Raw genomic sequence first — 21,918 nt, 5'->3', positions numbered from 1 at the left:
GAAGGAATGAAGAACCATGCTTATCGCACAACGCCCCACTCTCGCTGAGGAAGTCGTCGACGAGAACCGGTCCCGGTTCGTCATCGAGCCGCTGGAGCCGGGCTTCGGCTACACCCTCGGCAACTCGCTGCGGCGCACGCTGCTGTCGTCCATCCCGGGCGCGGCCATCACCAGCATCAAGATCGACGGGAACCTGCACGAGTTCTCGACGATCCCCGGTGTGGTGGAGGACGTCACCGAGATCATCTTGAACCTCAAGTCGCTGGTCGTGTCCTCGGAGGAGGACGAGCCGGTCACCATGTATCTGCGCAAGGCGGGTGCCGGCGCGGTCACCGCCGCCGACATCGCGCCGCCGACCGGCGTCGAGGTGCACAACCCCGACCTGCACATCGCCACCCTGAACGACTCCGGCAAGCTGGAGATGGAGCTGGTGGTCGAGCGCGGGCGTGGCTACGTCTCCGGCGTGCAGAACAAGATGGCCGACGCCGAGATCGGCCGCATCCCGGTCGACTCGATCTACTCCCCGGTGCTCAAGGTCACCTACAAGGTCGAGGCCACCCGCGTCGAGCAGCGTACGGACTTCGACAAGCTGATCATCGACGTCGAGACCAAGGCCGCCATCCGGCCGCGGGACGCTGTCGCGTCGGCCGGCCGCACGCTGGTCGAGCTGTTCGGCCTGGCCCGTGAGCTGAACGTCGAGGCCGAGGGCATCGAGATCGGCCCGTCGCCGATCGACGAGCAGCTGGCCGCCGACCTGGCTCTGCCGGTCGAGGACCTGAACCTCACCGTCCGGTCCTACAACTGCCTCAAGCGCGAGGGCATCCACACCGTCAGCGAGCTCGTCTCGCGGAGCGAGCAGGACCTCCTCGACATCCGCAACTTCGGTTCCAAGTCGATCGACGAGGTCAAGCTGAAGCTGCACGAGATGGGACTGTCGCTCAAGGACAGCGCGCCCGGCTTCGACCCGCTGACCGCGATCAGCCGCTACGACGAGGCCGACGAAGAAGAAGAAGTCGACTTCAGCGAGACCGAACAGTACTGACGTACCGACTGAGCTGAACAGAGAACCTGGAGAACTGACATGCCTACACCCACCAAGGGCAACCGCCTCGGCGGCAGCCCGTCCCACGAGCGGCTGATCTTGGCCAACCTGGCCACGCAGCTGTTCGAGCACGGACGGATCACCACCACCGAGGCCAAGGCCAAGCGCCTGCGCCCGCTGGCGGAGAAGCTCATCACCAAGGCGAAGCGTGGCGACATCCACTCGCGCCGCCAGGTGCTGACCACGGTCAAGGACAAGAGCGTCGTGCACGTGCTCTTCACCGAGATCGCGCCGACCTTCGAAGGCCGTGACGGCGGATACCTCCGCATCACCAAGGTCGGTCCGCGCAAGGGCGACAACGCCCCGATGGCAGTGATCGAACTCGTCACCGAGTCGCTCGATGACTCCAAGAAGGCCAATGTGCGGTCCACCGCCCCGGCCAAGGCCGCCGCCGCTCCGGCGCCGGTGATCAACGAGTCCGCTTCGGAGGAGGTCGTGTCCGACGAGACGCTGGCCGACGACGAGGCTCCGGCCGACGCGGTCGTCGCTGACGCGGCCGAGGAGCAGGCCACCCCGTCCGAGGACGCACCGAGCGACGATGTCGCTGCGGAAGAGGCGGCCGAGGGCAAGATCAACAACGCCTGACCCAGCAGTTTCAGCTCAGCCGAGACGGCGTCCACCCCCTGGGGTGGGCGCCGTTTTGTGTTTCTCGAGTCCCTATAACGCTCACCTTCAGGTCCAGATAATGATCTTGGTACGGGCAGTGAGGTTCGATCTGAAGTACAGTCGGCGACTATACATGTCGGCGGATTCGTGCGGGGGCTGCGAGTCGGAGAGGACCTCCCTTGCTTGACCCACTGCTCAGGCGGCGCCTGATCCGGGTGGCGTGGGACTGCGCCAGCTGGATCTTCGCGACCTTGCTCGTCGTGGCCACGCGCTATGAGTTCGACCTGAGCGGCGTCTTCTGGTCCTCCATCGTCCTGTACGCCGTGCTGGCCTGCTTGGGGCAGGTCATCGCCGGGATGATCTTGATGCTGTATCGCGGTCGTTATCGCACCGCCAGCTTCGACGAGGCAGTCTGTCTGGCGGTCAGTGTCTTCGCGGTCGCCGCGGTGCTGGGGTTGATCTTCGTCGGTCTGGTCGGGCCGGACGGGTTCCCCCGGGCGACTGCGGTGCTCACCCCCTGTATCGCGTTGATCGCGATGGGGAGCGGACGCTGGGCCTACCGGGCGGTGAAGAGCTTCCGGGCGCTGAAGCACATCGGCGCGGAGAAGGTGATCATCTACGGTGCGGGTGACGCAGCGGAGCAGCTGATCCGCTCCATCCACTCCGACCCAGCGGCGACGTACCACGTGGTCGGTCTGATCGACGACGCGCGCGCCAAGCGCAATCTGCGCCTGCATGGCGTGCGGGTGCTGGGCTCTCGAGCGGACCTCGTGTCGATGGCCCGGGAGCGCGGCGCGGAAACGATCATCCTGGCCATCACCTCAGCTGACGCGTCGCTGGTTCGAGAGCTTTCGGATCTGGTCGAGCGCGCTGGCCTCAAGTTCCTGGTCCTCCCACCCGTTCGGGACCTGATCGGCGGTAACGTCAGCGTCAAGGACGTCCGCGAGCTAGACATTGCCGACGTACTGGGTCGGCACCAGATCGAGACGGATCTGGGCGAGATCGCGGGCTATCTGACCGGTCGCTGCGTGCTCGTCACCGGGGCCGGCGGATCGATCGGATCGGAGCTCGCCCGCCAGGTCTATCGGTTCGGCCCCAGCGAGCTGGTGCTGCTCGACCGGGACGAGTCTGCGCTGCATGCCGTGCAGCTGTCGATCTATGGTCGTGGCCTGCTGGACACGCCAGACATGGTGCTGGCCGACATTCGCGACGAGGCAGCTCTGGATAAGGTCTTCGCCGACCACCGCCCAGATGTGGTGCTGCATGCGGCGGCGCTCAAGCACTTGCCCATGCTGGAGCAATATCCAGATGAGGGCTGGAAGACCAACGTCTTGGGCACACTGAACGTGCTGGCGATGTCGAAGAAGTATGGCTGCACCCGGTTCGTCAACATCTCCACTGACAAGGCGGCCACACCGACGAGCGTGCTGGGGCGTACGAAGAGGATCGCGGAACAACTGACCGCTTGGTACGGACTCCACTCGAACGGGACCTACCTCTCGGTGCGGTTCGGCAACGTGCTGGGCAGCCGCGGGTCCATGCTGCACACGTTCACCGCACAGATCGAAGCCGGGGGCCCGGTAACCGTCACCCATCCCGACGTAACTCGGTTCTTCATGACAATCCCCGAGGCTTGCCAGCTGACCATCCAGGCCGGCGCTATCGGTGATGCGGGTGAGGTTCTGGTGCTGGACATGGGTGAGCCGGTCCGGATCCTCGACGTGGCCAATCGGCTGATCGCCGCCTCCGGCAATGACATCGACATCGTGTTCACTGGGCTGCGCCCAGGCGAGAAGATGCATGAGGTCCTATTTAGTAGAGAAGAGCGGGGGATCAGCAAGAGACATCCGCTAATCGTGCATGTGCCAGTTCCGCCAATAAGCCCGACAGCTTTAGCAGACGTGCGATACACGTCAACACGCTCGGGGCCCGACCATCCGGAAGTGAATATCAACAGTGACCGAGCGAATCTATCTCTCATCTCCCGACGTCGGAGCAGCTGAAGAGGCGGCGGTCCTCCGAGCGATGCGCTCCGGTTGGATAGCGCCTCTCGGACCCGAGGTAGAAGCATTCGAGACTGAGTTGGCGGAGTGGACCGGACGTGGCTTCGCTGTGGCCCTATCGTCCGGTACCGCGGCGCTTCATTTAGGCTTGCTGGACCTCGGAGTTGGCCCGGGTGACGTGGTCGTCACCTCCACTATGACATTCGCAGCGACCGTCAATGCGATCGTGTACACAGGTGCGACGCCAGTATTCGTCGACTGCGACGAGACTGGAAACATCCATCCCGACCTCCTCGAAGAGGCTCTGAGAGAGCAGCGCGCTAAGGGCAGTCGGCTACGGGCGCTCCTTCCAGTAGACCTGCTGGGCAAGGTGGCGGCCTACGAGCGGATCGAAGCACTAGCCCAGACGTACGATGTGCCGGTCCTCGCAGACGCGGCCGAGTCGCTTGGAGCGTGTCGCCTTGGGCGGCCGGCAGGAAGCTTCGGGCACGCAGCGGCGGTCTCGTTTAACGGCAACAAGATAATGACCACTTCAGGTGGCGGGGCGCTGCTCACTGACGATGAGCGTACTGCTGCTCGCGTCCGATACCTCGCCACTCAGGCCCGGCAACCAGTGGTCCACTACGAGCACACCGACATCGGGTACAACTATCGCCTGTCCAATGTCTTAGCTGCGTTGGGGCGAGCCCAATTGTCTCGCCTACCGGAAATGGTGGCTCGGCGGAGGGAGCTACGCACGCGTTACCGTCGGTTCTTCTCCGAGTACGCCGGGGTCAGCATTCTCGGCGGTGACGACGGCGCTGTAGGTCAAGTGGAGACGGCAGATAATTGCTGGTTGACATCGATCGAGGTAAACCCAGCAATCACCGGCTGGAACCCATCGGAGCTGATATCGCATCTGGCGGAACGCGATATCGAGGCACGACCGGTATGGAAGCCTATGCATCTGCAGCCCGTGTTCGCGAAGTACGAGGCATACCTCAACGGTACTAGCGAGCACCTATTCCTCCGCGGGCTTTCGCTTCCGAGCGGCTCCTGTTTGACGGACGCGCAAATAATACAAATCGAATCAAGCATCAATCAGTTTCTTGGCGATAAGCGATAATGAAGAGGTCTAATCGACGGAAGCGTGGTTCGAGCACGTCGGTTGATTCGAGGATAATGTATATACGGGTGAAGAGACTCTTAGACGCTGCCGCGGCGGCACTGCTTCTTGTCGCACTCTGGCCCATGTTGGGAGTGGTCGCGATTATGGTTCGAATCAAACTGGGCCGGCCAATCTTCTTCAAGCAGGAACGTCCGGGTATGGCGTCTGAACCGTTCAACCTGTGGAAGTTTCGCACCATGCTGCAGCCCGACCCAGCGCGTGGACTCATGACGAACGAACAGAGGATGACGAGATTTGGCCACAGGCTGCGGGCGACCAGCTTGGATGAGTTGCCGAGTCTATGGAATGTTCTTCGCGGCGACATGAGTTTCGTTGGCCCACGTCCTCTCCGTATGGCATACATCAAGCGGTACTCCGCGAGGCAACGGCGTCGTCAAGAGGTCCGGCCCGGAATCACCGGGCTGGCGCAAGTTAGTGGCCGGAACAACCTCCCGTGGGATGACAGGCTCGAATTGGATGTGCGGTATGTCGAAAGCCTAGGTCCCATGATGGATCTGACACTCCTAGCGCGGACGATCCTTAAGGTGATTAACCAAGACGGAGTGGCGGCGGAGGGGCAAGCGACCATGAGCGAGTTCTTTGGACCAATGAGGTCAGAGCGGCTCCGACTAACGCCATTAGATGAGCGGCACTTGGAAGCGAGGGTTAGTTGGCTATCTGCTGAATCAGTTCGTCAGGGCGTCACGATCACGTTCGACCCGGATCTGGCGTCGATGGTGACGTGGTACCGCGGGGCTGTCAACGATCCGACCAGGCTCGACTGGACGGCAGTGACTCTAGATGGGGGACAGCCCGTCGCGATGTGTGGTCTTACTAACATACAGTCGGAGGACGCAGCGCTATACATCTATGTAGATCCAAATCGCCAAGGTATGGGATACGGTCGCGAGACAATGGAACTGCTTCTGGCGCGCGCGAGGAGCATCGGGCTTCGACGAGTACACCTAGAAACAAAGGAAGACAACCAGCCCGCCCTTCGAATGTATAGCGGCGTTGGTTTTATGGTGAGCGGCCGTGCACCGGGGTCTGCGAAAGTATCCATGGCTATGGAGTTGAAGGAATGAATGAGGGACTAGGTGGCCCGCCGCGCCCAATAAGAATCCTTATGGCCTCAGCTGGACGTCGCGTGTATTTGGTGAGGTGGTTCAAAGAAGCCATGCACAAGCTCGGTCTCAGCGGTGAGGTCCTGGTGACGGATAGCGACCCGACGTCCGCCGCGTGCGCCGTCGCCGATCGAGCATTCGTGGTGCCACCCTACGACGATCCGGCGTACGAATCTGAGATGCTGAATGTGATACGACGCCACGAACCCGACCTCGTATTCACTCTCAACGATTTCGAGCTTGAGCAATTTGCCGGTGGACTCGCCAACGAAATGAGAGCCTTGGGAAGCGTTGTCTTATCTCTGTCCAGGCAGCAGCAATCCTGGGTATCCGACAAGTATGCAATGGCAAAAGCCTTCCACAGGGCGGGAATTCTTGTACCTGAGACCTTCTTGGCGTCAGACGCAGTTGGTATTGCGTCCCTGGTGTCAGGGGGTAAGCAGGCTATAGTGAAGCACCGCTTTGGCAGCGGATCCTCTGGTGTTGGAACGGTATCTGAACTGAACCTTGCGTCCGGCATTCAAAAAGCGGTCGCATCGCTGCCGAGCCGTGCGAGTGAGGGCGTCGATGCCAATGACCTCGTGGTCGTGCAGCCATGCGTAACGGGCGCCGAGTTCGGCATCGATATTGTGACCCCGCTTCGGTGGAACCCCCTCGCCCCGATCGATGTTCTTGCTCGGAAGAAGCTGAGGATGAGGTCAGGGGAAACAGATAGAGCCATAACGGTTCCGGCGACGACGGACTTTACGCATATCGCAGAGAACGTGGCCCGCGTTATTCACCCGCAAGGCCTGATTGACATGGACGTCATCGTTGACTCCGCAGGCCGAGCCCATGTAATTGATGTTAACCCGAGGTTCGGTGGTGGATATCCTTTCTCCCATATGGCGGGTGCAGACGTTCCGCTCTATTACCTTAGCGAACTAGTCGGCATGCCTCGCAATCCCTCTTGGACCTCGTATAGGAGCAGCGTCACTTCCGCCAAATTTGAGGACGTCGTTCAGTCCCGATTTGACGATAGCAATTCAACGGGTGCAATTGGCAACTCGGAAAAGCGCGATGACCGAGATTGAGTCAAAGCGCACGAATGTTGTGAGTAAGGCAGTACGAAACATCATTCGGAAGGGATCAGCGAACGGCGCGGCAGCGTTCTTGCTTGCTGGCCAGGTGCTTACGGCTCTGGTCGCGTTTCTCGTAAACTTGTTGGCTGCGACCGCAATGAGCCCATCTGAACGTGGTGTACTGGCACTGCTGTTGCAGTGCACTTATCTCCTCACGGTGATATCTCTTCTCGGCATAGAGCGACCATTTATCGCCGCGAGACATGGCAATTTCTCTACCATGCTGACTGAGATCATGTGGTTAATCCGTCCCGGTCAACTGGTAGTTGTGGTGCCGCTACTGGTGGGAGTCTATTTCGCAGTACAGCGCGATTTCAGCATGACTATTGCTCTTCTGATACTCGTCGTTTACCTGATGTGCAACGCCATGGTCCGAGTGATTCGGACGGCATACATTGCGAGTGCCGCCGTCAAATACTTCCTTGTCAGCGCTGTTGGCACACAGCTCCTTCTCCTCGTTGTCTGCGCCGGGCTAGCGTATGGCGGAGTGAGCAGTGGCCTGGTGTGGTTTGCTGGTTATGCCACTACGAGTCTGTTGGCCATCGCTGTGGTTTTTACGAAGCGTGACCGGGGCATTCGCCCAGCAGGGTCCGAGCAGTTGATAATGGTTCGGCGGCGAGGACTGAGGCTACTGCCTGCATCTTTTGGTAACACCGCGATGCTTCGCTCTGACAGGCTGCTGCTGCCCGCGCTTGCAACCACGGCGGAGCTCGGCATCTATGTGGTTGTCGCTACTGTGATGGAGATGGCCACTTGGCCGGTGCAGCAATGGGTTGACGCTTCTCTACGAAGGTGGACCAACGGGGTGAACAGCGCGAAAACGTCGGTGTTATCGTTAGTTCTCAAGGCTGGTCTGCTGGTAGCTGCATTATCGAGCGTTCTCGGCATCGTAGCGATGGTTGTTATCGATTTTGTTCTTCCAGACGCTTATTCGGCTTCTCGAGGCCTCATTATTCCCCTTGGCATATCGGGCGTTCTTTATGGGATGAGTCGCGTTCAGCAAGGCATGCTTATTTCCTGGGGATACTCCACGCGAGTGTCTATCATCGAGTTATTAGGAATGTCTGCAGCAATCGTTGCTTATGTCGTGCTCATCCCGCAGCTGGGCGCTTATGGCGCTGCGATCGGCTCGATACTAGGATACGGCGTCTGCTTCAGTGTTGGGGCGGTCATTGTTGCGCGCTTCGTGCATAAGAGGGAGCTGACGTGAAAATCGTCTATCTGCATCAATACTTTAATCTACCGACGGACGGAGGTTCGAGTCGAACATACGAGATGGCTCGGCGGCTTGCAGCGGCGGGTCATGACGTGCACGTAGTCACCTCTGACCGGCGGACCACGGAAACCACCCGATCGTGGTACACCGATTCAGTCGCTGGCTTCACAGTGCACCGATATACCCTTCCGTACTCGAACGAGATGTCGATAAGGGCCCGTTTGGTGTCATTCATGCGTTTCGCTGCCGCAGCTTCCATCGTTGCCCGAAAACTGCGCGGCGATGTTGTGTTCGCATCTAGTACGCCCTTGACTATTGCGCTTCCTGCCATCTTTGCCACGGCGTTCTGTCGAGCGTCGATGGTCTTTGAGGTGAGGGACCTGTGGCCGGAGGTCCCCATCGCGATGGGGGCACTTCGGAACCCAATCGTGAGGGGGTTGGCCAGGGCTCTCGAGCGGCTGGCTTACTACCGATCCACCGCAGTGGTTGCGCTCTCTCCTGCGATGAGGGATGGAATCGTGGGCACTGGCTACCCCAGGGAGCAGGTAGTGGTCATTCCAAATGCATGCGACCTGGATCTGTTCGGAGGGGTCGACGAAGAGGGCCAGACGTGGAGGCATGGACGAGACTGGCTCGGTGGCCGGCAGATGGTCCTGTACTGCGGCACGCTGGGGCGGGTGAATGACGTTCAATACTTGGTAGGCGTCGCGAGCGAGGTAGCCAAGATTGATCCGGAAGTCCGCTTTGTCATCGTCGGGGACGGCGTTGAGCAGCCGGTTGTCCGCCGTGCTGCGCACGAGTTTGGGGTTCTCGATAACACGCTGTTTATGCTTCCGCGCGTTCCCAAGGTGGATGTGCCGACGCTTTTCGCCGCTGCGACCGTCACTGTGTCGACGGTCGCGCCCATCGGTGCGTTAGAGGCAAACAGCGCCAACAAATTCTTCGATTCACTAGCCGCGGGGCGTCCCATCGCCATTAACCATGGTGGCTGGCAAGCGGACCTGCTGCTGGAGACCGGGGCGGGACTGGTTCTCGATCCTCATAGTTGGTCTACATCGGCGCGATGCCTTGTCGAATTTCTGCACGATGAGGAGCGGCTAAAGGCGTCGGGGCGGTCTGCTCTGTCGCTTGCCCGCCAGCGTTTCGCGAGGGACGACTTGGCGGAAAAGCTGGAGGCCGTGCTGGTGTCCGCAGCGCCGCAAGTGAGCAGCCATCGCCGGCGGGGGCTCAGGAGTAGGGCTCGCAAGTGAACGACGGTGTTCGTCCAGACTCGCAGCAACGCGGCGCGATCGGCATGGGCGGCGCGGGGAGGGGTGATGGCCGGCTTCTGTGGGTAATTGAGAACGTCGTCTGGTTAGTATCCGCGCTGTTATGCGGTCTGATGGCCTCTACCTACGGAGCATCCGACAGCCTGGTGCAGGGCGCCAACTGCTGCATCGGCATCTTGTCCATACTCTATGGCCTGTCTCTGTTCCTGCGCGACGGCGGTTCGGCCGTAACGACGCTCGGGCTGTACAACTTCGCGTGCGCGCTCTTTATCGGATACGCCGGTGTCTCCACGGCGTTGGACCTCCCCCTCGGCATTGCGCCAGTGGCACTGACGCGCGCCCTGTTGGCGGCGTTTGTCGCACAGGTGGTGTTGGGTGCGGTGGCACGTGGCAACAACGGGTCATCCACGACGACGCGCATTGACGGCGACGCTGCGGCTCCACCGCAGGAAACGTGGAGACTGCTAGCTGTCATCGCCATATTTGCTGCGGTCGCAGCGGGGCGCCTTGGGGCCCTCCCGCTCGCCGCGGGGGCGATCGCTGACGGCATAGCATTCAGCTGTGTCGTCGTTGCCGCTGTCTACGTCGCGTATCGGCCGCGCTTTCGTATCTTGTCGGCTGGCACCGTAGTTGTACTGTCCATGTTCGTCGTTTTCACGGCCGCTTTCCATCAAGGATCGGGCAGATTGCGTCTCGTGGCCTTAGCCTGCAGTCTGATCTTGGTTGCCTCGCTTCGGCATCCCACTCGCTCATTGAAACTTACTGTTGTGGTGGCAACGCCTGTTGCCGTGTGGTGGTTGGCGAGGGATCGACTCAGTTACCAGGAATCGTTGGCCCGGGGGGCCAGTTCCGGACGTTCGGGATTGGAGTCGATGACTTCACCAATCGCTACGCTCGCACGACTTCTGCAGGAGCAAGCGGACGGGTTTCCCGTGACGTTCGGGCGTACGTTCTTGTCCATCCCCTTCTCGGTCGTTCCGGAGAGTTGGAGACCGAGTTGGGTGCCAGATGCACTTGGCTACGAACTCGTACGAGTTGTAGCCCCGAGCAGGGTCGGGACAGGTTACTCTGCGGCGAGCACTTCGGCTGGCGAATGGATATTCAACTTTGGACTCGTTGGCTGCGTGTTAATGGTCCCCGTGCTCGCCTTCCTGTTTCGTCGCTTGGATAGTGCCCTTTCGGGACTCTCCCAGAGTGCGCGAGCTGACGGGAGGCCGAAGATGATCTTCATCATGGTGCTGCTCCTTGCTGGCGGCGTCGCAGACCTCGCCTGGAGCGGTTCTCACACATGGCTGGCACGGACGGCGCTTCGCACACCATTGCTGCTCTTGCTTGCGCTCGTGCAGCCTTCAGGACTAGGGGCGGGACGGCCCACTAAAGAACTGGCTCCTTAGGGATGCGCGACCTTGAATCGACAGTGGACAGTGTCCGGTGCCCGGACCGCGAGGCCGGACGTCGCGATCAGTACACGGTCTGGGCGATTGGACCCAAGAGTGCTTCATGGTGGCCGGTGTCAAGCGGGCATGAACAGCTGCGAGCGAGGCGCGCCGACTCGGACGCGAGAGGGCACTACGGGGGAGAAATCTTGGTAGAGTCCCCCCCGCTGGAGTCGGGGTTCTCCGGTACTCGATGCCGCGCCCGGAACTGGAATCCGTCGCGCGCCGGCCGAAGAGACGGTCGCTTGTCTATCAACAGGAGTACTCGGTGAGCCTCGCCACTATGCGCAACGTTGCCGCGCGGAGATCGGAAGCATCGCCCGAGAAATCGACGCCAAGCGGTCATCGCGACGATATTCAGGGTCTTCGAGCCGTCGCGGTTCTGCTGGTACTGGTCTACCACGCCGGCATACCAGGTGTCACCGGAGGGTTCGTCGGCGTGGACGTGTTCTTCGTGATTTCTGGGTATTTGATCACCGGAATAATCTACCGCGAGCTGGCGAACACTGGAACTTTGTCGTTAAGCAACTTCTACGCGCGGAGGGCTCGTCGCATCCTCCCCGCGGCCGTGGTTACGATCGCTGTAACTGTTGCGCTAACTGTGCTGATTCTGCCGCAGACTCGGTGGAAGAACGTAGGGTTTGATGCCATCGCAAGTTCCGCTTACGTTGTGAACTGGTCCCTGGCGGGCCGATCGACTGACTACCTCGCCGGATCCGAGGCCCAAAGCCCTCTGCAACATTTCTGGTCGCTTGCCGTAGAAGAGCAATACTATCTGTTTTGGCCCATCCTTCTGCTGGTCGTGGTGGTAATGTCGCGACGCCAGTGGCGGCGCGATTCCAAACGGAGTCAACCGAGACACAGTGTGCTTAGAATAGGGCTGGTCGCGAGTGCAATAGTGGTGATGGCTTCGCTTGCTTGGTCGGTCTACTACACCCGAGCGGACCCCGGTGCGGCGTACTTCGTCTCAAGCACCCGAGTGTGGGAGATAGCGATCGGGGGATTCGGGTATTTCCTCTCGATGAAGCTTGGTCGATTGAGAAGCCACGTGGGCAGTTTTATGGCGTGGTTGGGCTTGGTGATGGTCCTTGGCGCCAGCGTTCTGTACGACGGTGATACTGAGTTTCCCGGATACGCAGCGTTACTGCCAACTGTGGGCGCAGCCCTAGTTATCGTCGGCTGCGCCGGATTCCCTCGCCTTCGAGTCGCCCGTCTGTTGGCCATGAAGCCCTTAGTGATAGTCGGAAATATTTCGTACTCGCTTTATCTGTGGCATTGGCCGTTCGTCGTGTTCGGCGAGTATCTGCTCGGGCCGCTCAATCCGGTGACGGGGGCGGCAGTTGTTATCGCTTCAGTGCTTCCAGCCTGGGCTAGTTGGAAATATCTAGAGATGCCTGTGCAGCGACATGCCGGTTTACGCCGTAATACCTCGCGTAGCTTGATGCTCGGCGCGATCTGCGGTCTTGTTGGAGTCGTGATCGGGTTGATGCTGCTCGCAACGCTTTTCCCGGTCAAGGCTGCACCAGCCTACGTGGCAGTACAACAGCCAGCAGACACGTCGAACGGCGGCGATCGCTCAGCTGAGGCTATCGGGGCCGCAGCATTAGCCCTGGATCGATCGCTGGGTGAACCAAAGGATATCGCAGGTTCTTTCGTGCCGACGGCGCGTACGGCCGCACAGGACAATCCATCGGTATATGCCCAAGGGTGTCACCAGGACGAGAAGAGCGATAAAGCGTCGCCGTGTAGATTCCAGTATGGCGAAGGTTCAAAGACCGTAGCTCTTGTTGGGGACTCGCATGCGGCTCAGTGGGTTCCAGCGCTGCAGGCTGTGGCCCAACAAAGAGGCTGGAACTTGGTGTCCTTCACGAAATCGGCTTGTCCGGTTGTAGCGGGTACGGTCTTGAACAACGATGGCAACGAATACACCAGCTGTAGCCGCTGGAATTCGGAGCTCCGGACTGCGCTGGAGGATTTGAAGCCTAGTGTCATTTTGGTGAGCAATTCTGGGTATCGAATGGCGGGCGACGGGGAACCCAGTGAACGTCAATTTGTGGCGGGGATGCAAGCGGCTTGGAAGTCACTCCTTAAGATTGGGGCACCAGTAGTGGTTCTGCGCGACACTCCTCGAATGGGCATAGATGTGCCGGAATGCGTTGCAGAGAACACTGATCGGTTGCGCAAATGCGCGGTGGAGTCCGAGGTTGCTAACTCCAACGCTGGTCCACACCAAGACGCCGCGATGAAGGGTCTCGACGAAGATGTCGCCATGATTGATCTGAATCAAATGATTTGCCCAGCGACTCTCTGTTCCCCCATCATCGGCGGGGTGCTGGTTTATAGAGACAGTAACCACATCACGGCCACGTATTCGCGCACCCTCGCCTCATCGTTGAACGCGGAACTCGCGAACGTCCGCGGGTTGAATTGAATGATCTATCGATGGCGAATTCCCAGGCTTCGCAGAGAATTACCTTTGAGAACATCCCCCGTGTCGTCCGAGTATGAGTGAAGTCATGTCGGGAACCACGATTATCTTGAACGACTCGCTGAAGGGCGAGAGAGGCGGTCCAGTAATGGAGTTCCGAGACTACGTAGATACATTGCGCCGGGCTTGGTTGACTATAGTCATATTGACTCTCGGCACGGTGGCGGCCGTGGCGGCGGCGACTTTGGCCCTGACCCCCCAGTACACGTCGACCACTAGGGTGTTTTTCGCGGTCGAAGGGGGTGAGTCGTTGACTGACTTAGCTCAGGGGTCAAACTTTACCGAAAAACAGATGGGATCGTACGCGGAAGTGGCCAGGTCGAGGTTCGTTCTGGATGATGTCCGGCGCGATCTGAGTCTTGATACCACCACCGAAGATCTTGCATCGCGGATCGCGGTGGAGTCCGCTGTGGACTCGGTGATTCTGAATATCAAGGCCACGGATCCAAGCCCTGAGCGATCTGCGGACATCGCGAATGCAGTTGCGGCGAAGCTGTCGACGGTGGTCGCCGGTCTCGCGCCGGCGCGCCCAGATGGCACGGATGCGGTCAAGGCGACGGTACTTGAGGTCGCTCTGCCGCCGGTGGCCCCCTCGTCGCCGCGCATTGGGTTGAACTTGGCAGGCGGTTTGGTGGTCGGACTGTTGCTCGGCTGCGGTTTCACGCTCCTGCGCCGCACTCTCGATACGAAGATCCGCGATGAAGCCGACGTAAGACGGCTGACTGATAGTCCACTGCTGGGCACAATCGCCTTCGGCGACGACATCAACCAGCATCCGCTGGCTGTGCAATACGATCCCATGGGTCAGCAGGCTGAGGCTGTGCGCCGCGTCCGCACGAATCTACAGTTCGTTAACGTGGCTGATCACTCGTCATCCATCGTAGTTACATCGTCTATTCCAGGCGAAGGCAAGACAACGACTGCTATGAACTTGGCCGTGTCACTGGCTGACGCAGGTGTTCGAACTATTTTGGTTGACGCCGATTTGCGGCGGCCTTCGATTGCTGACTACTTGGAACTAGAGGGCGGCGTGGGCCTTACAACCATCCTCATCGGCAAGGCTAACGTCGAGGACGTCGTGCAGCCTTGGGCGAAATCGACCATGGATATACTCCCAGCCGGCCAAATTCCCCCCAATCCTAGCGAACTGCTGGGTTCGCCCGCGATGGCAAAGCTGCTCCTCGACCTAAGCGCCTCCTACGAGATGATAGTAATCGACACCCCGCCGCTGCTGCCGGTGACGGACGCGGCTGTGCTTAGTCGAGCGGTTGATGGTGTGCTCGTCGTCGCAGGTGCTGATCGGCTGCATCGCGTTCAGCTGGAGCAGTCGTTGTCCGCCCTGAATTCGGTCGAGGCAAAGGTGCTGGGGGTGGTCCTGAATAAGGTTGATGTCCAGTCCGCCCAAGCCTATTCGTATGACTACAAGCCACTAAAGGGGAACCCCAGGAAATCAACTGTGTGACCAGTTTGAGAACCTGCCTGAGCTAGCCAGTCCTTGGACCCTTTAGCCAGACGCTGAAGGGGCGTTGAAGCAATGACGCTTCGACCCGTCATAAGCATCGCTCGATAGGAGCAATCAGTGAAAGATCGTATGGGTAAATTGGTCGTGGTTGGCCAGGGATACGTTGGCTTGCCGGTCGCTATGAGGGCGGTGGCCGTCGGCTTCTCTGTTGTTGGGTTAGACACCGATAGTCACCGCGTGACGGAGCTAACAGCTGGACGTTCGTACGTAGGAGACGTGTCGAATGGTGAGCTCGCAGCGGCGGTCGAGAGTGGGTTTTTCGAGCCGACTACGGAGTATTCGGCGTGTCGGGCGTTTGACTTCGCCATTATCACAGTCCCGACACCTCTTCGTGAGACTCTGCCCGACTTGTCGTTCATCGAAGATGCCGCACGCCAGCTCGGGGAGTATTTGGCGCCCGGCGCCACGGTGGTGCTTGAGTCGACCACCTATCCGGGAACGACCGAAGAACTTATGGTGCCAATATTGGAAGATGTCAGCGGGCTGCGCGCGGGGACCGACTTCTATGTCGGCTATTCGCCAGAGAGAATAGATCCCGGTAACCCGAAGTACGGCTTCGTGGAGACGCCTAAGGTTGTGTCCGGCGTCAATGGCGCTTCCTTAGAGAAAATTCAATGGCTATATGGGCACCTGGTCGACATCACAGTTCCGGTCTCCTCGCCGAAGGAGGCCGAACTGACGAAGCTGCTTGAGAATACTTTCCGACATGTGAATATTGCGCTGGTTAATGAGCTTGCCGTCTTTGCCGACCAATTGGGCATTAACATATGGGAGGCTATCGATGCGGCAAGTACGAAACCTTTCGGATACATGAAATTCACTCCCGGACCGGGCGTCGGTGGCCATTGCTTGCCGGTGGATCCGAGCTATTTGTCGTGGCAGGTTCGTAGGCAATTGGGACAAAGCTTCCGATTCATTGAGTTGGCCAATGATGTCAACGATCATATGCCGAACTACGTGGCACAGCGGATCAGTGCCCTCCTCAACGATGCGCAGCGGTCGGTGCGGGGGAGTGTGGTGCTCCTGATCGGCCTGTCCTATAAGAAGAATACGGGGGACATTCGGGAGTCGCCGTCGCTTAAGCTGATCGAAATACTGACTGGGCTCGGCGCTCGCGTGCTTGCTGTTGACCCGCACGTGGAGGAATATCGCTGGCCACGAGGAGCCGAACCGGTCGAACTGACAGCGGAGATTCTTGGCGCAGTCGACTTGGGCGTGCTCCTTACAGATCACGACGCGTTCGACCTCGGAATCATCGCTGGTACGGAAACGTCAGTGCTCGACACCAGGAATGCGGCTCGCGGCCCCAAAGTGGTCCGACTTTGATTGTCCGGCGCTCAAAGGAACGATTTGCAATATTTTCCTAGCCCGACGGTGCACAGGCGCGCAAGCTACCAGGTCATTCCCGAGTCTGTCGACACGGCGACCGCAGTGCCCGCCCATACCCAAACGTTGCTGCCACGCTTGGCTACCGCGACAGCGCCGGCCTCGGCATCCTTAAGGGGCGCGCAGCCCTCCTCGCCGGCATCGGCCGGATCGCCGGTTTGGAAGGTGGTCACCGTGACCCCCTCGCACCGGTCGCCGAGCCCAGCGACCGCGTAGCCCTGGGTGTCGGCGCCTAGGGCGACGGCGTTGCTGAGCGTCTCGGACTCCTCCCAGGTCTCGCCGGCATCCTGTGAGATGCGCAGGGTGCCATCCAGGCAGAGGACCGCGGCGTTGAGGCTGTCCGGGGCCGCCAGATCGACCACGTCGTTGCCGCATGGCTTGGAACGCTCGCCGGTCGGAGCCCGTACCTCGGAGGCCACTTTGGGGGTGCGATACCAGGTGCCGCGGAGGCTTTCGGGGCGGATATCCCAGGCGTCCCCGGAGGAGTAGGAGATGGCATAGGTGGCATTGCAGTTGTCCGAGTTGCCACCGACCGCGAACACGGTGTTGGTGCCGGTGCTCCGGATCCGCGAGACGGGGGAGAGGTCGGGGCCGGTGACCGGCTCCCAGCTGGCCCCACTGTCGGTGCTCAGCTCGATGGTGCCCATCTGGTCGCAGTCGCCGGCCGTCGCGCGCCACGCCTTGGTCGGCGAGGCCAGGGTCAGCATCCGAGTGTTGGGGACAGCGCTCTCTTGCGGGTCGGACTCGTCGGTGGTCGACGATTCCGAGGGACTGGACGACGGGTCGTCGTCGGGTGCGGGGCTCTCATCGTCAGTGCTGTCAGTCGGCTCGCTCGACGGTGACGACGTGCTGGTGTCCGCGGGGACGGCAGGGATCACGGGCGACGGACGGAGGACCAGCGTGCCGATGAGGATGGCGTTCAACGCCAAGAGCCCTGCTATCGTCGCGACGGACCGCATGTTCTGCTGTAGCCAATGGCGCATTCGGCGAGCCTATCGTTCACGCGCTGCCCAAAGCGTCGACGACACAACGACAAGAAGCCGGTCGTGCCGGCACCAAGATCAGGAGCACCGCCTGTGATGGCCGAGATCACCCCCTTCACCGTTCTCTGCGTCTGCACCGGCAACATCTGCCGGTCACCCGCCGCCGAGCGCCTGCTCGCAGCCGCGCTGGGACCGACCGTCCAGGTGATCTCGGCCGGCACGTACGCGATGGCGGGCGATCCGGTGTCGCCGCCGATGGATACCTTGATCGAACAGGCAGGCGGGTCAGCCGCCGACTTCGCCGCCACGCAACTGAGTGAACGCGTGATCAAGCCGGCTGGGCTCGTGCTGGCTATGACCCGGGCCCACCGCGGTGCGGTGGTCGAGCTCTGGCCCGCCGCCGTACGTCGCACCTTCACCCTGCGCCAGTACGCCCGGCTGCTGGACCGGGTGGACCCGGCGGAGCTGCCCAACGGATCGGTGGCCGAGCGGCTGCAGGCCTCGATTGCGTTGGCGTCCGCGCAGCGCGGCGGGCAGCAGCCACGCCCGGCCGATGATGACGTGGCCGACCCCTACCGTCGCGGTGATCAGGCGTACGCCGAGGCGTTCGCGGAGATCAAGGCCGCGGTCGACGTGATCACCCGCGTAGTCGTCAATCCGACCTGAGGCGTTGCCGGCTCAGCCTGGTCCTCGTCGTGCGGCTCAGCCCGCCTCGTGCAACCGGGGTACGTCACTCAGCAGCCGCTGGGTGTATTCGTGCTGCGGGTTGAAGATCACGTCGTCGGTGCTGCCCTGCTCGACCATCACGCCGTTCTCCATCACCAGCACCCGGTCAGCGATGTAGCAGGCCTGGCCGATGTCGTGGGTGATGAACAACACCGTCATGCCCAGCTCATCGCGCAGGTCGGTCAACACGTTGAGCACGCTGACCCGCAGCGACGCGTCCAACATCGACGTCGCCTCGTCCGCCACCAGCATCTTGGGGCGCAGCATGAGCGCTCGCGCAATCATGATCCGTTGCCGCTGCCCGCCGGACAGCTGATGCGGATAGCGGTCCAGCACGTCGGGTCCGGTCAGCCCGACATAGTTCAGTGACTCCTCCAACCGCTCGCGGCCGACGTCGGAGTCGAGCAGCCGCAGCGAGCGGTTCAGCAGCCGCCGCACGGTGAAGAACTGGTTGAACGAGGAGAAGGGGTCCTGGAACACCGCCTGCACGTCGCGCCAGTATGCGGCGCGGGCGTTGGCGTCGAGGTGGGTGACGTCCTTGTCCTGAAAGGTCATGGTGCCTGAGGTGATCGGCAACAGACCGAGCACCATCCGCGCCAGGGTGGACTTGCCCGAGCCGCTCTCACCGACGACGGTGACAACCTCGTTCTCCTGCAGCGAGAAGGAGACCTGCTTGACGGCTTCGACGGCGTTCTTCCCGTGGCCGAACGTCTTGGTCAGGTTGGTGGCGGAGAAGACCTTGCTCATGCTGGCACCTCGCTCGCTTCCTCGCTCCGTGGCTCTGGATCAGCCACCACCGGGTCGGACTCGGCCAGGTCGGCTGAGGCCACCGCCTTGAGCGGCACCGACTCGCCGGGGTGCTGCAGCGACCAGAAGCACTTGGAGAACCGCAGCTCGGTGCCGACGTGGGGCGGCTCTTCGGTGTGGCACTCGGGCATCGCGAGGCCGCAGCGCGGGTGGAAGCGACAGCCCGAGGGCGGGTTGGCCAGGTTCGGCGGCGCACCGGGAATGCCATACACCCGCATCTTCCGGTATGCCGGCTCCGGCACCAGCACCGAGCCGAGCAGGGCCGCCGAGTAGGGGTGGCGCGGCCGACTGGTGAGCTCATCGGCGTCACCCACCTCGATGATCTTGCCGGCATACATGACAGCGATGCGGTCCGAGACCGTACGGAGCACCGGCAGGTCGTGGGTCACGAAGACGACGCCGGCCATGATCTTCTGCTCCAGCATCTGCAACAGCATCTCGATCAGCGCCTTCTGCGACGACACGTCGAGCGCCGACGTCGGCTCGTCGGCGATCAGCAGCCGCGGGTTGAGCAGCGTCGAGATGATCGTCACGGTGCGCTGCTTCATGCCGCCGGACAGCTGATGCGGGTAGGCGTCCAGCACCCGGGCCGGCAGGTCCAGACTGGTCAGCCGGTCGCGGGCCCGGTCCAGCGCCTCGTCCCGTTTGATCGACCGGTCGTGTGCCCGGACGACGTGGAAGACCAGGTCACGGACCCGCAGCGTGGGGCTGATGGAGTTCATCGCTCCCTGCGGCAGCAGCGACACCACCGACCCACGCCAGGTGCGGGGGATCTTGCTGCGCTCGCCGAACTCCTGCCGCTTGCCGTCGATGTCCAAGGTGCCCGACTCGACGAACAGGGGGTCGCGGGCGGTCAGGGAGAGGATCGCGCCGAGCGTCGACTTGCCGGAACCCGACTCGCCGGCCACGCCGAGGACCTCCCCCTCGTCGATATGGACACTGACGTCGTCGACGGCGACCACCTCTCGGCCGTCCGGCGTGCGATAGGCGGCACGCAGGTGCTCGGCATTCAGCAGGCGGGTCATCGCGAACCTCCACTGGGAGCAGGGACCGGGCTCTCGACGATGCCGGTGGCGCCGATCGGGGTGGGCGCCGCGCTCGTGGCGCTCGCCAAGCCGCGCTTGCGGCGCTTGGTGCGACCACGACGCAGCCGCGGGTTGAAAACCTCGTCCAGGCTCGACTGCAGCAGCAGCAGCGAGAAAGCCACGATGCTGAGCATGATCGTCGGGGGCAGGAACGCCCACCAGGCGCCGGTACGTACCGACCCCCACACCTGCGCCCAATAGAGCATCACGCCGAGACTGACGCTGCCCGCCGGACCGAGACCGAGCAGGCTCAGGGTCGCCTCGGCCAAGATGGCGCCGGACACCTGCAGCACGAACGCCATCGCGACATAGCTGAACAGATAGGGCAGCACGTCCCAGGCGAGGATGGAGATCCAGCGGGCCCCGGACAGCCGTGCCACGTCGATGTGCTCACGGGTACGGACGCTGCTCGACTGGGCCCGAACCGCACGGGCCAGCCAGGGCCAGGAGGTGAGGCCGATCAGGATCGCCAGGCTGACCGGGCTGCGACTGTCGAGGGAGACGCCGACCAAGATGATGATCACGATGGTGGGGATCGACAGTGCGATGTTGGTGATGCCGGAGAGGATGTCGTCGAGCAGGCCGCCCTGGTAGCCGGCCACCAGACCGATGACCAGGCCGATGGCGGTGGCGATCAGCCCGGCGATCAGGCCGACCAGCAGTGAGGTCCGAATCCCGTAGACGATGTTGGCCAAGACGCTTTGGCCCTCGTTGTCGGTGCCCAGCAACAGGGCCAGCGAGCCACTGGTCGGCTTGTCATAGAGACCACCCACGACCGTGTCGGGGTCGATCCGGACCACCAGTGGTCCAAGCAGGCCCAAGATCAGCGTGAAGAGGATCAAGCTGGCAGCCACCCAGAATCGTGGGGTGAAGTTCATGGCCTTCATCAGCGGTCTCCTGCCTGGGCTGCCCGGATGCGTGGATCGATGAATCCGTTCAGGATGTCGACCGCGAAGTTGGCGGCCAGCACGGTGACGGTGATGATCAAGGTGATGGAGGAGATCACCGGATAGTCGTTGGTGCCGATGGCGCTGAACAGCAGCGAGCCGATGCCGGGATAGGAGAACACCAGCTCGGTCACCAGAGCGCCACCGACCAGCCCACCGATCGACAGCGCGAGACCGGTGATCTGCGGCAACATCGCGTTGCGGAAGATGTAGCGGGTGATCCGGTTGTCACCCAGGCCCAGTCCGCGGCCGTAGTTGACGTAGTCGGCGCCCAGCTCATAGATCGCCATCGACCGCATCCCGACCGCCTGGCCACCGATGAAGACCAGCACCAGGGACCAGAACGGCAACCAGAAGTAAGTAATGGCGTCGCCGAAGAAGGCGAACGACCACTCCGGGGTCAGCCCGAACGAGTACGCCCCGCTGACCGGCAGGATTCCCATCCGCACCCCGACGATGAAGACCAAGAGGATGGCCAGGCAGTAGTAGGGGATTGAGGTGAGGAAGAGCGAGCTGACGAACACGCCCCGGTCGAACCAACCGCCGCGGAACGCCGCGATGGCACCGAGCAGGTTGCCGACGATCCAGCCGATCAGGATCGCCGGCACCTGCAGCACGATGCTCCAGGGAAGAGCCTGGCCCACCAAGGTGTTGACCGACGCTGGGTACTGTCCCAGCGACGTCCCCAGGTCACCGTGCGCGAGGTTCCCGAGATAGGTCAGGAACTGGCGCCACAAGGGCTGGTCCAGACCGAACTCACGCATGTAGTTCTCGTACGTCTGCTTCAGCTGTTCGCCGCTCGCCCCACCACCGCGCGACATCTGGGCGACGATCGCGTCGACCGGATTGCCCGGGATGAGACGAGGCAGCAGGAAGTTGAGCAGCAGAGCGACGATCAGCACGCCGAGGTACCACACCAGCTTCCGACCGAGATAGCGGGCCAGGCTCATT

17 protein-coding genes are annotated in these 21,918 nt (G+C 61.6%); 12 read left to right on the top strand and 5 right to left on the bottom strand.

What is annotated here, in order from left to right:
* Window positions 1-16 precede the first annotated feature (16 nt).
* From AC1XX3_RS03210 to AC1XX3_RS03160, 11 genes are all read left to right on the top strand, one after another.
* Window positions 17-1,042: a DNA-directed RNA polymerase subunit alpha gene (locus AC1XX3_RS03210; RefSeq protein WP_483319635.1), complete on the top strand. Its 1,026-nt coding sequence runs from the start codon at window positions 17-19 to the stop codon at window positions 1,040-1,042.
* A gap of 39 nt (window positions 1,043-1,081) precedes the next feature.
* Window positions 1,082-1,687 (top strand): 50S ribosomal protein L17, encoded by a 606-nt coding sequence (gene rplQ / locus AC1XX3_RS03205; RefSeq protein ID WP_483319634.1) that lies wholly within the window; start codon window positions 1,082-1,084, stop codon window positions 1,685-1,687.
* A 200-nt stretch (window positions 1,688-1,887) separates the two neighbouring features.
* Window positions 1,888-3,711 carry a polysaccharide biosynthesis protein gene (locus AC1XX3_RS03200; RefSeq protein ID WP_483319633.1) on the top strand — a complete coding sequence of 608 codons (1,824 nt, stop codon included), beginning with the start codon at window positions 1,888-1,890 and terminating at the stop codon, window positions 3,709-3,711.
* On the top strand, window positions 3,665-4,816 hold the full coding sequence (locus tag AC1XX3_RS03195) for a DegT/DnrJ/EryC1/StrS family aminotransferase (protein ID WP_483319632.1): 1,152 nt from the start codon (window positions 3,665-3,667) through the stop codon (window positions 4,814-4,816). The genes AC1XX3_RS03200 and AC1XX3_RS03195 overlap by 47 nt, the downstream gene beginning before the upstream one ends.
* Window positions 4,816-5,943 (top strand): GNAT family N-acetyltransferase, encoded by a 1,128-nt coding sequence (locus tag AC1XX3_RS03190; protein WP_483319631.1) that lies wholly within the window; start codon window positions 4,816-4,818, stop codon window positions 5,941-5,943. The genes AC1XX3_RS03195 and AC1XX3_RS03190 overlap by 1 nt, the downstream gene beginning before the upstream one ends.
* Window positions 5,940-7,055, top strand: coding sequence for an ATP-grasp domain-containing protein (locus tag AC1XX3_RS03185; protein ID WP_483319630.1), 1,116 nt, complete (start codon window positions 5,940-5,942; stop codon window positions 7,053-7,055). Before AC1XX3_RS03190 ends, AC1XX3_RS03185 begins: the two co-directional genes overlap by 4 nt.
* Window positions 7,042-8,313, top strand: coding sequence for a lipopolysaccharide biosynthesis protein (locus AC1XX3_RS03180; protein WP_483319629.1), 1,272 nt, complete (start codon window positions 7,042-7,044; stop codon window positions 8,311-8,313). The genes AC1XX3_RS03185 and AC1XX3_RS03180 overlap by 14 nt, the downstream gene beginning before the upstream one ends.
* Window positions 8,310-9,569, top strand: a complete 1,260-nt coding sequence (locus tag AC1XX3_RS03175; protein ID WP_483319628.1) for a glycosyltransferase family 4 protein — start codon at window positions 8,310-8,312, stop codon at window positions 9,567-9,569. The genes AC1XX3_RS03180 and AC1XX3_RS03175 overlap by 4 nt, the downstream gene beginning before the upstream one ends.
* Before the next feature lie 1,722 nt (window positions 9,570-11,291).
* The gene (locus AC1XX3_RS03170) at window positions 11,292-13,454 is read left to right on the top strand and encodes an acyltransferase family protein (RefSeq protein ID WP_483319627.1); all 2,163 of its coding nucleotides are present in this window, start codon (window positions 11,292-11,294) and stop codon (window positions 13,452-13,454) included.
* Window positions 13,455-13,527: 73 nt separating this feature from the next.
* The gene (locus AC1XX3_RS03165) at window positions 13,528-14,973 is read left to right on the top strand and encodes a tyrosine-protein kinase domain-containing protein (RefSeq protein WP_483319626.1); all 1,446 of its coding nucleotides are present in this window, start codon (window positions 13,528-13,530) and stop codon (window positions 14,971-14,973) included.
* Between the two features lie 117 nt (window positions 14,974-15,090).
* Window positions 15,091-16,359, top strand: a complete 1,269-nt coding sequence (locus AC1XX3_RS03160) for a nucleotide sugar dehydrogenase (RefSeq protein ID WP_483319625.1) — start codon at window positions 15,091-15,093, stop codon at window positions 16,357-16,359.
* Window positions 16,360-16,424: 65 nt separating this feature from the next.
* Here AC1XX3_RS03160 and AC1XX3_RS03155 read toward each other — a convergent pair whose 3' ends face one another.
* Window positions 16,425-17,402 carry a hypothetical protein gene (locus AC1XX3_RS03155; RefSeq protein WP_483319624.1) on the bottom strand — a complete coding sequence of 326 codons (978 nt, stop codon included), beginning with the start codon at window positions 17,400-17,402 and terminating at the stop codon, window positions 16,425-16,427.
* 96 nt (window positions 17,403-17,498) lie between these two features.
* Here AC1XX3_RS03155 and AC1XX3_RS03150 point away from each other — a divergent pair, with 96 nt between their 5' ends.
* On the top strand, window positions 17,499-18,068 hold the full coding sequence (locus AC1XX3_RS03150; RefSeq protein ID WP_483319623.1) for an arsenate reductase/protein-tyrosine-phosphatase family protein: 570 nt from the start codon (window positions 17,499-17,501) through the stop codon (window positions 18,066-18,068).
* A 36-nt stretch (window positions 18,069-18,104) separates the two neighbouring features.
* Here AC1XX3_RS03150 and AC1XX3_RS03145 read toward each other — a convergent pair whose 3' ends face one another.
* From AC1XX3_RS03145 to AC1XX3_RS03130, 4 genes are read right to left on the bottom strand one after another with little or no spacing between them, the layout of a single operon-like run.
* Window positions 18,105-18,875 (bottom strand): ABC transporter ATP-binding protein, encoded by a 771-nt coding sequence (locus AC1XX3_RS03145; RefSeq protein WP_483319622.1) that lies wholly within the window; start codon window positions 18,873-18,875, stop codon window positions 18,105-18,107.
* Complete coding sequence (locus AC1XX3_RS03140) at window positions 18,872-19,960, bottom strand: ABC transporter ATP-binding protein (protein WP_483319621.1); 1,089 nt, start codon at window positions 19,958-19,960, stop codon at window positions 18,872-18,874. The genes AC1XX3_RS03145 and AC1XX3_RS03140 overlap by 4 nt, the downstream gene beginning before the upstream one ends.
* Entirely contained in the window at window positions 19,957-20,907 is a 951-nt protein-coding gene (locus tag AC1XX3_RS03135; protein WP_483319620.1) for an ABC transporter permease, read from the bottom strand. The genes AC1XX3_RS03140 and AC1XX3_RS03135 overlap by 4 nt, the downstream gene beginning before the upstream one ends.
* Complete coding sequence (locus tag AC1XX3_RS03130) at window positions 20,907-21,917, bottom strand: ABC transporter permease (RefSeq protein WP_483319619.1); 1,011 nt, start codon at window positions 21,915-21,917, stop codon at window positions 20,907-20,909. Before AC1XX3_RS03130 ends, AC1XX3_RS03135 begins: the two co-directional genes overlap by 1 nt.
* Between the last annotated feature and the right edge of the window lies 1 nt (window position 21,918).

The sequence above is a fragment of the Microlunatus sp. M237 genome, from assembly GCF_056896895.1.
This window is presented reverse-complemented; position numbering and strand designations above follow the sequence as displayed.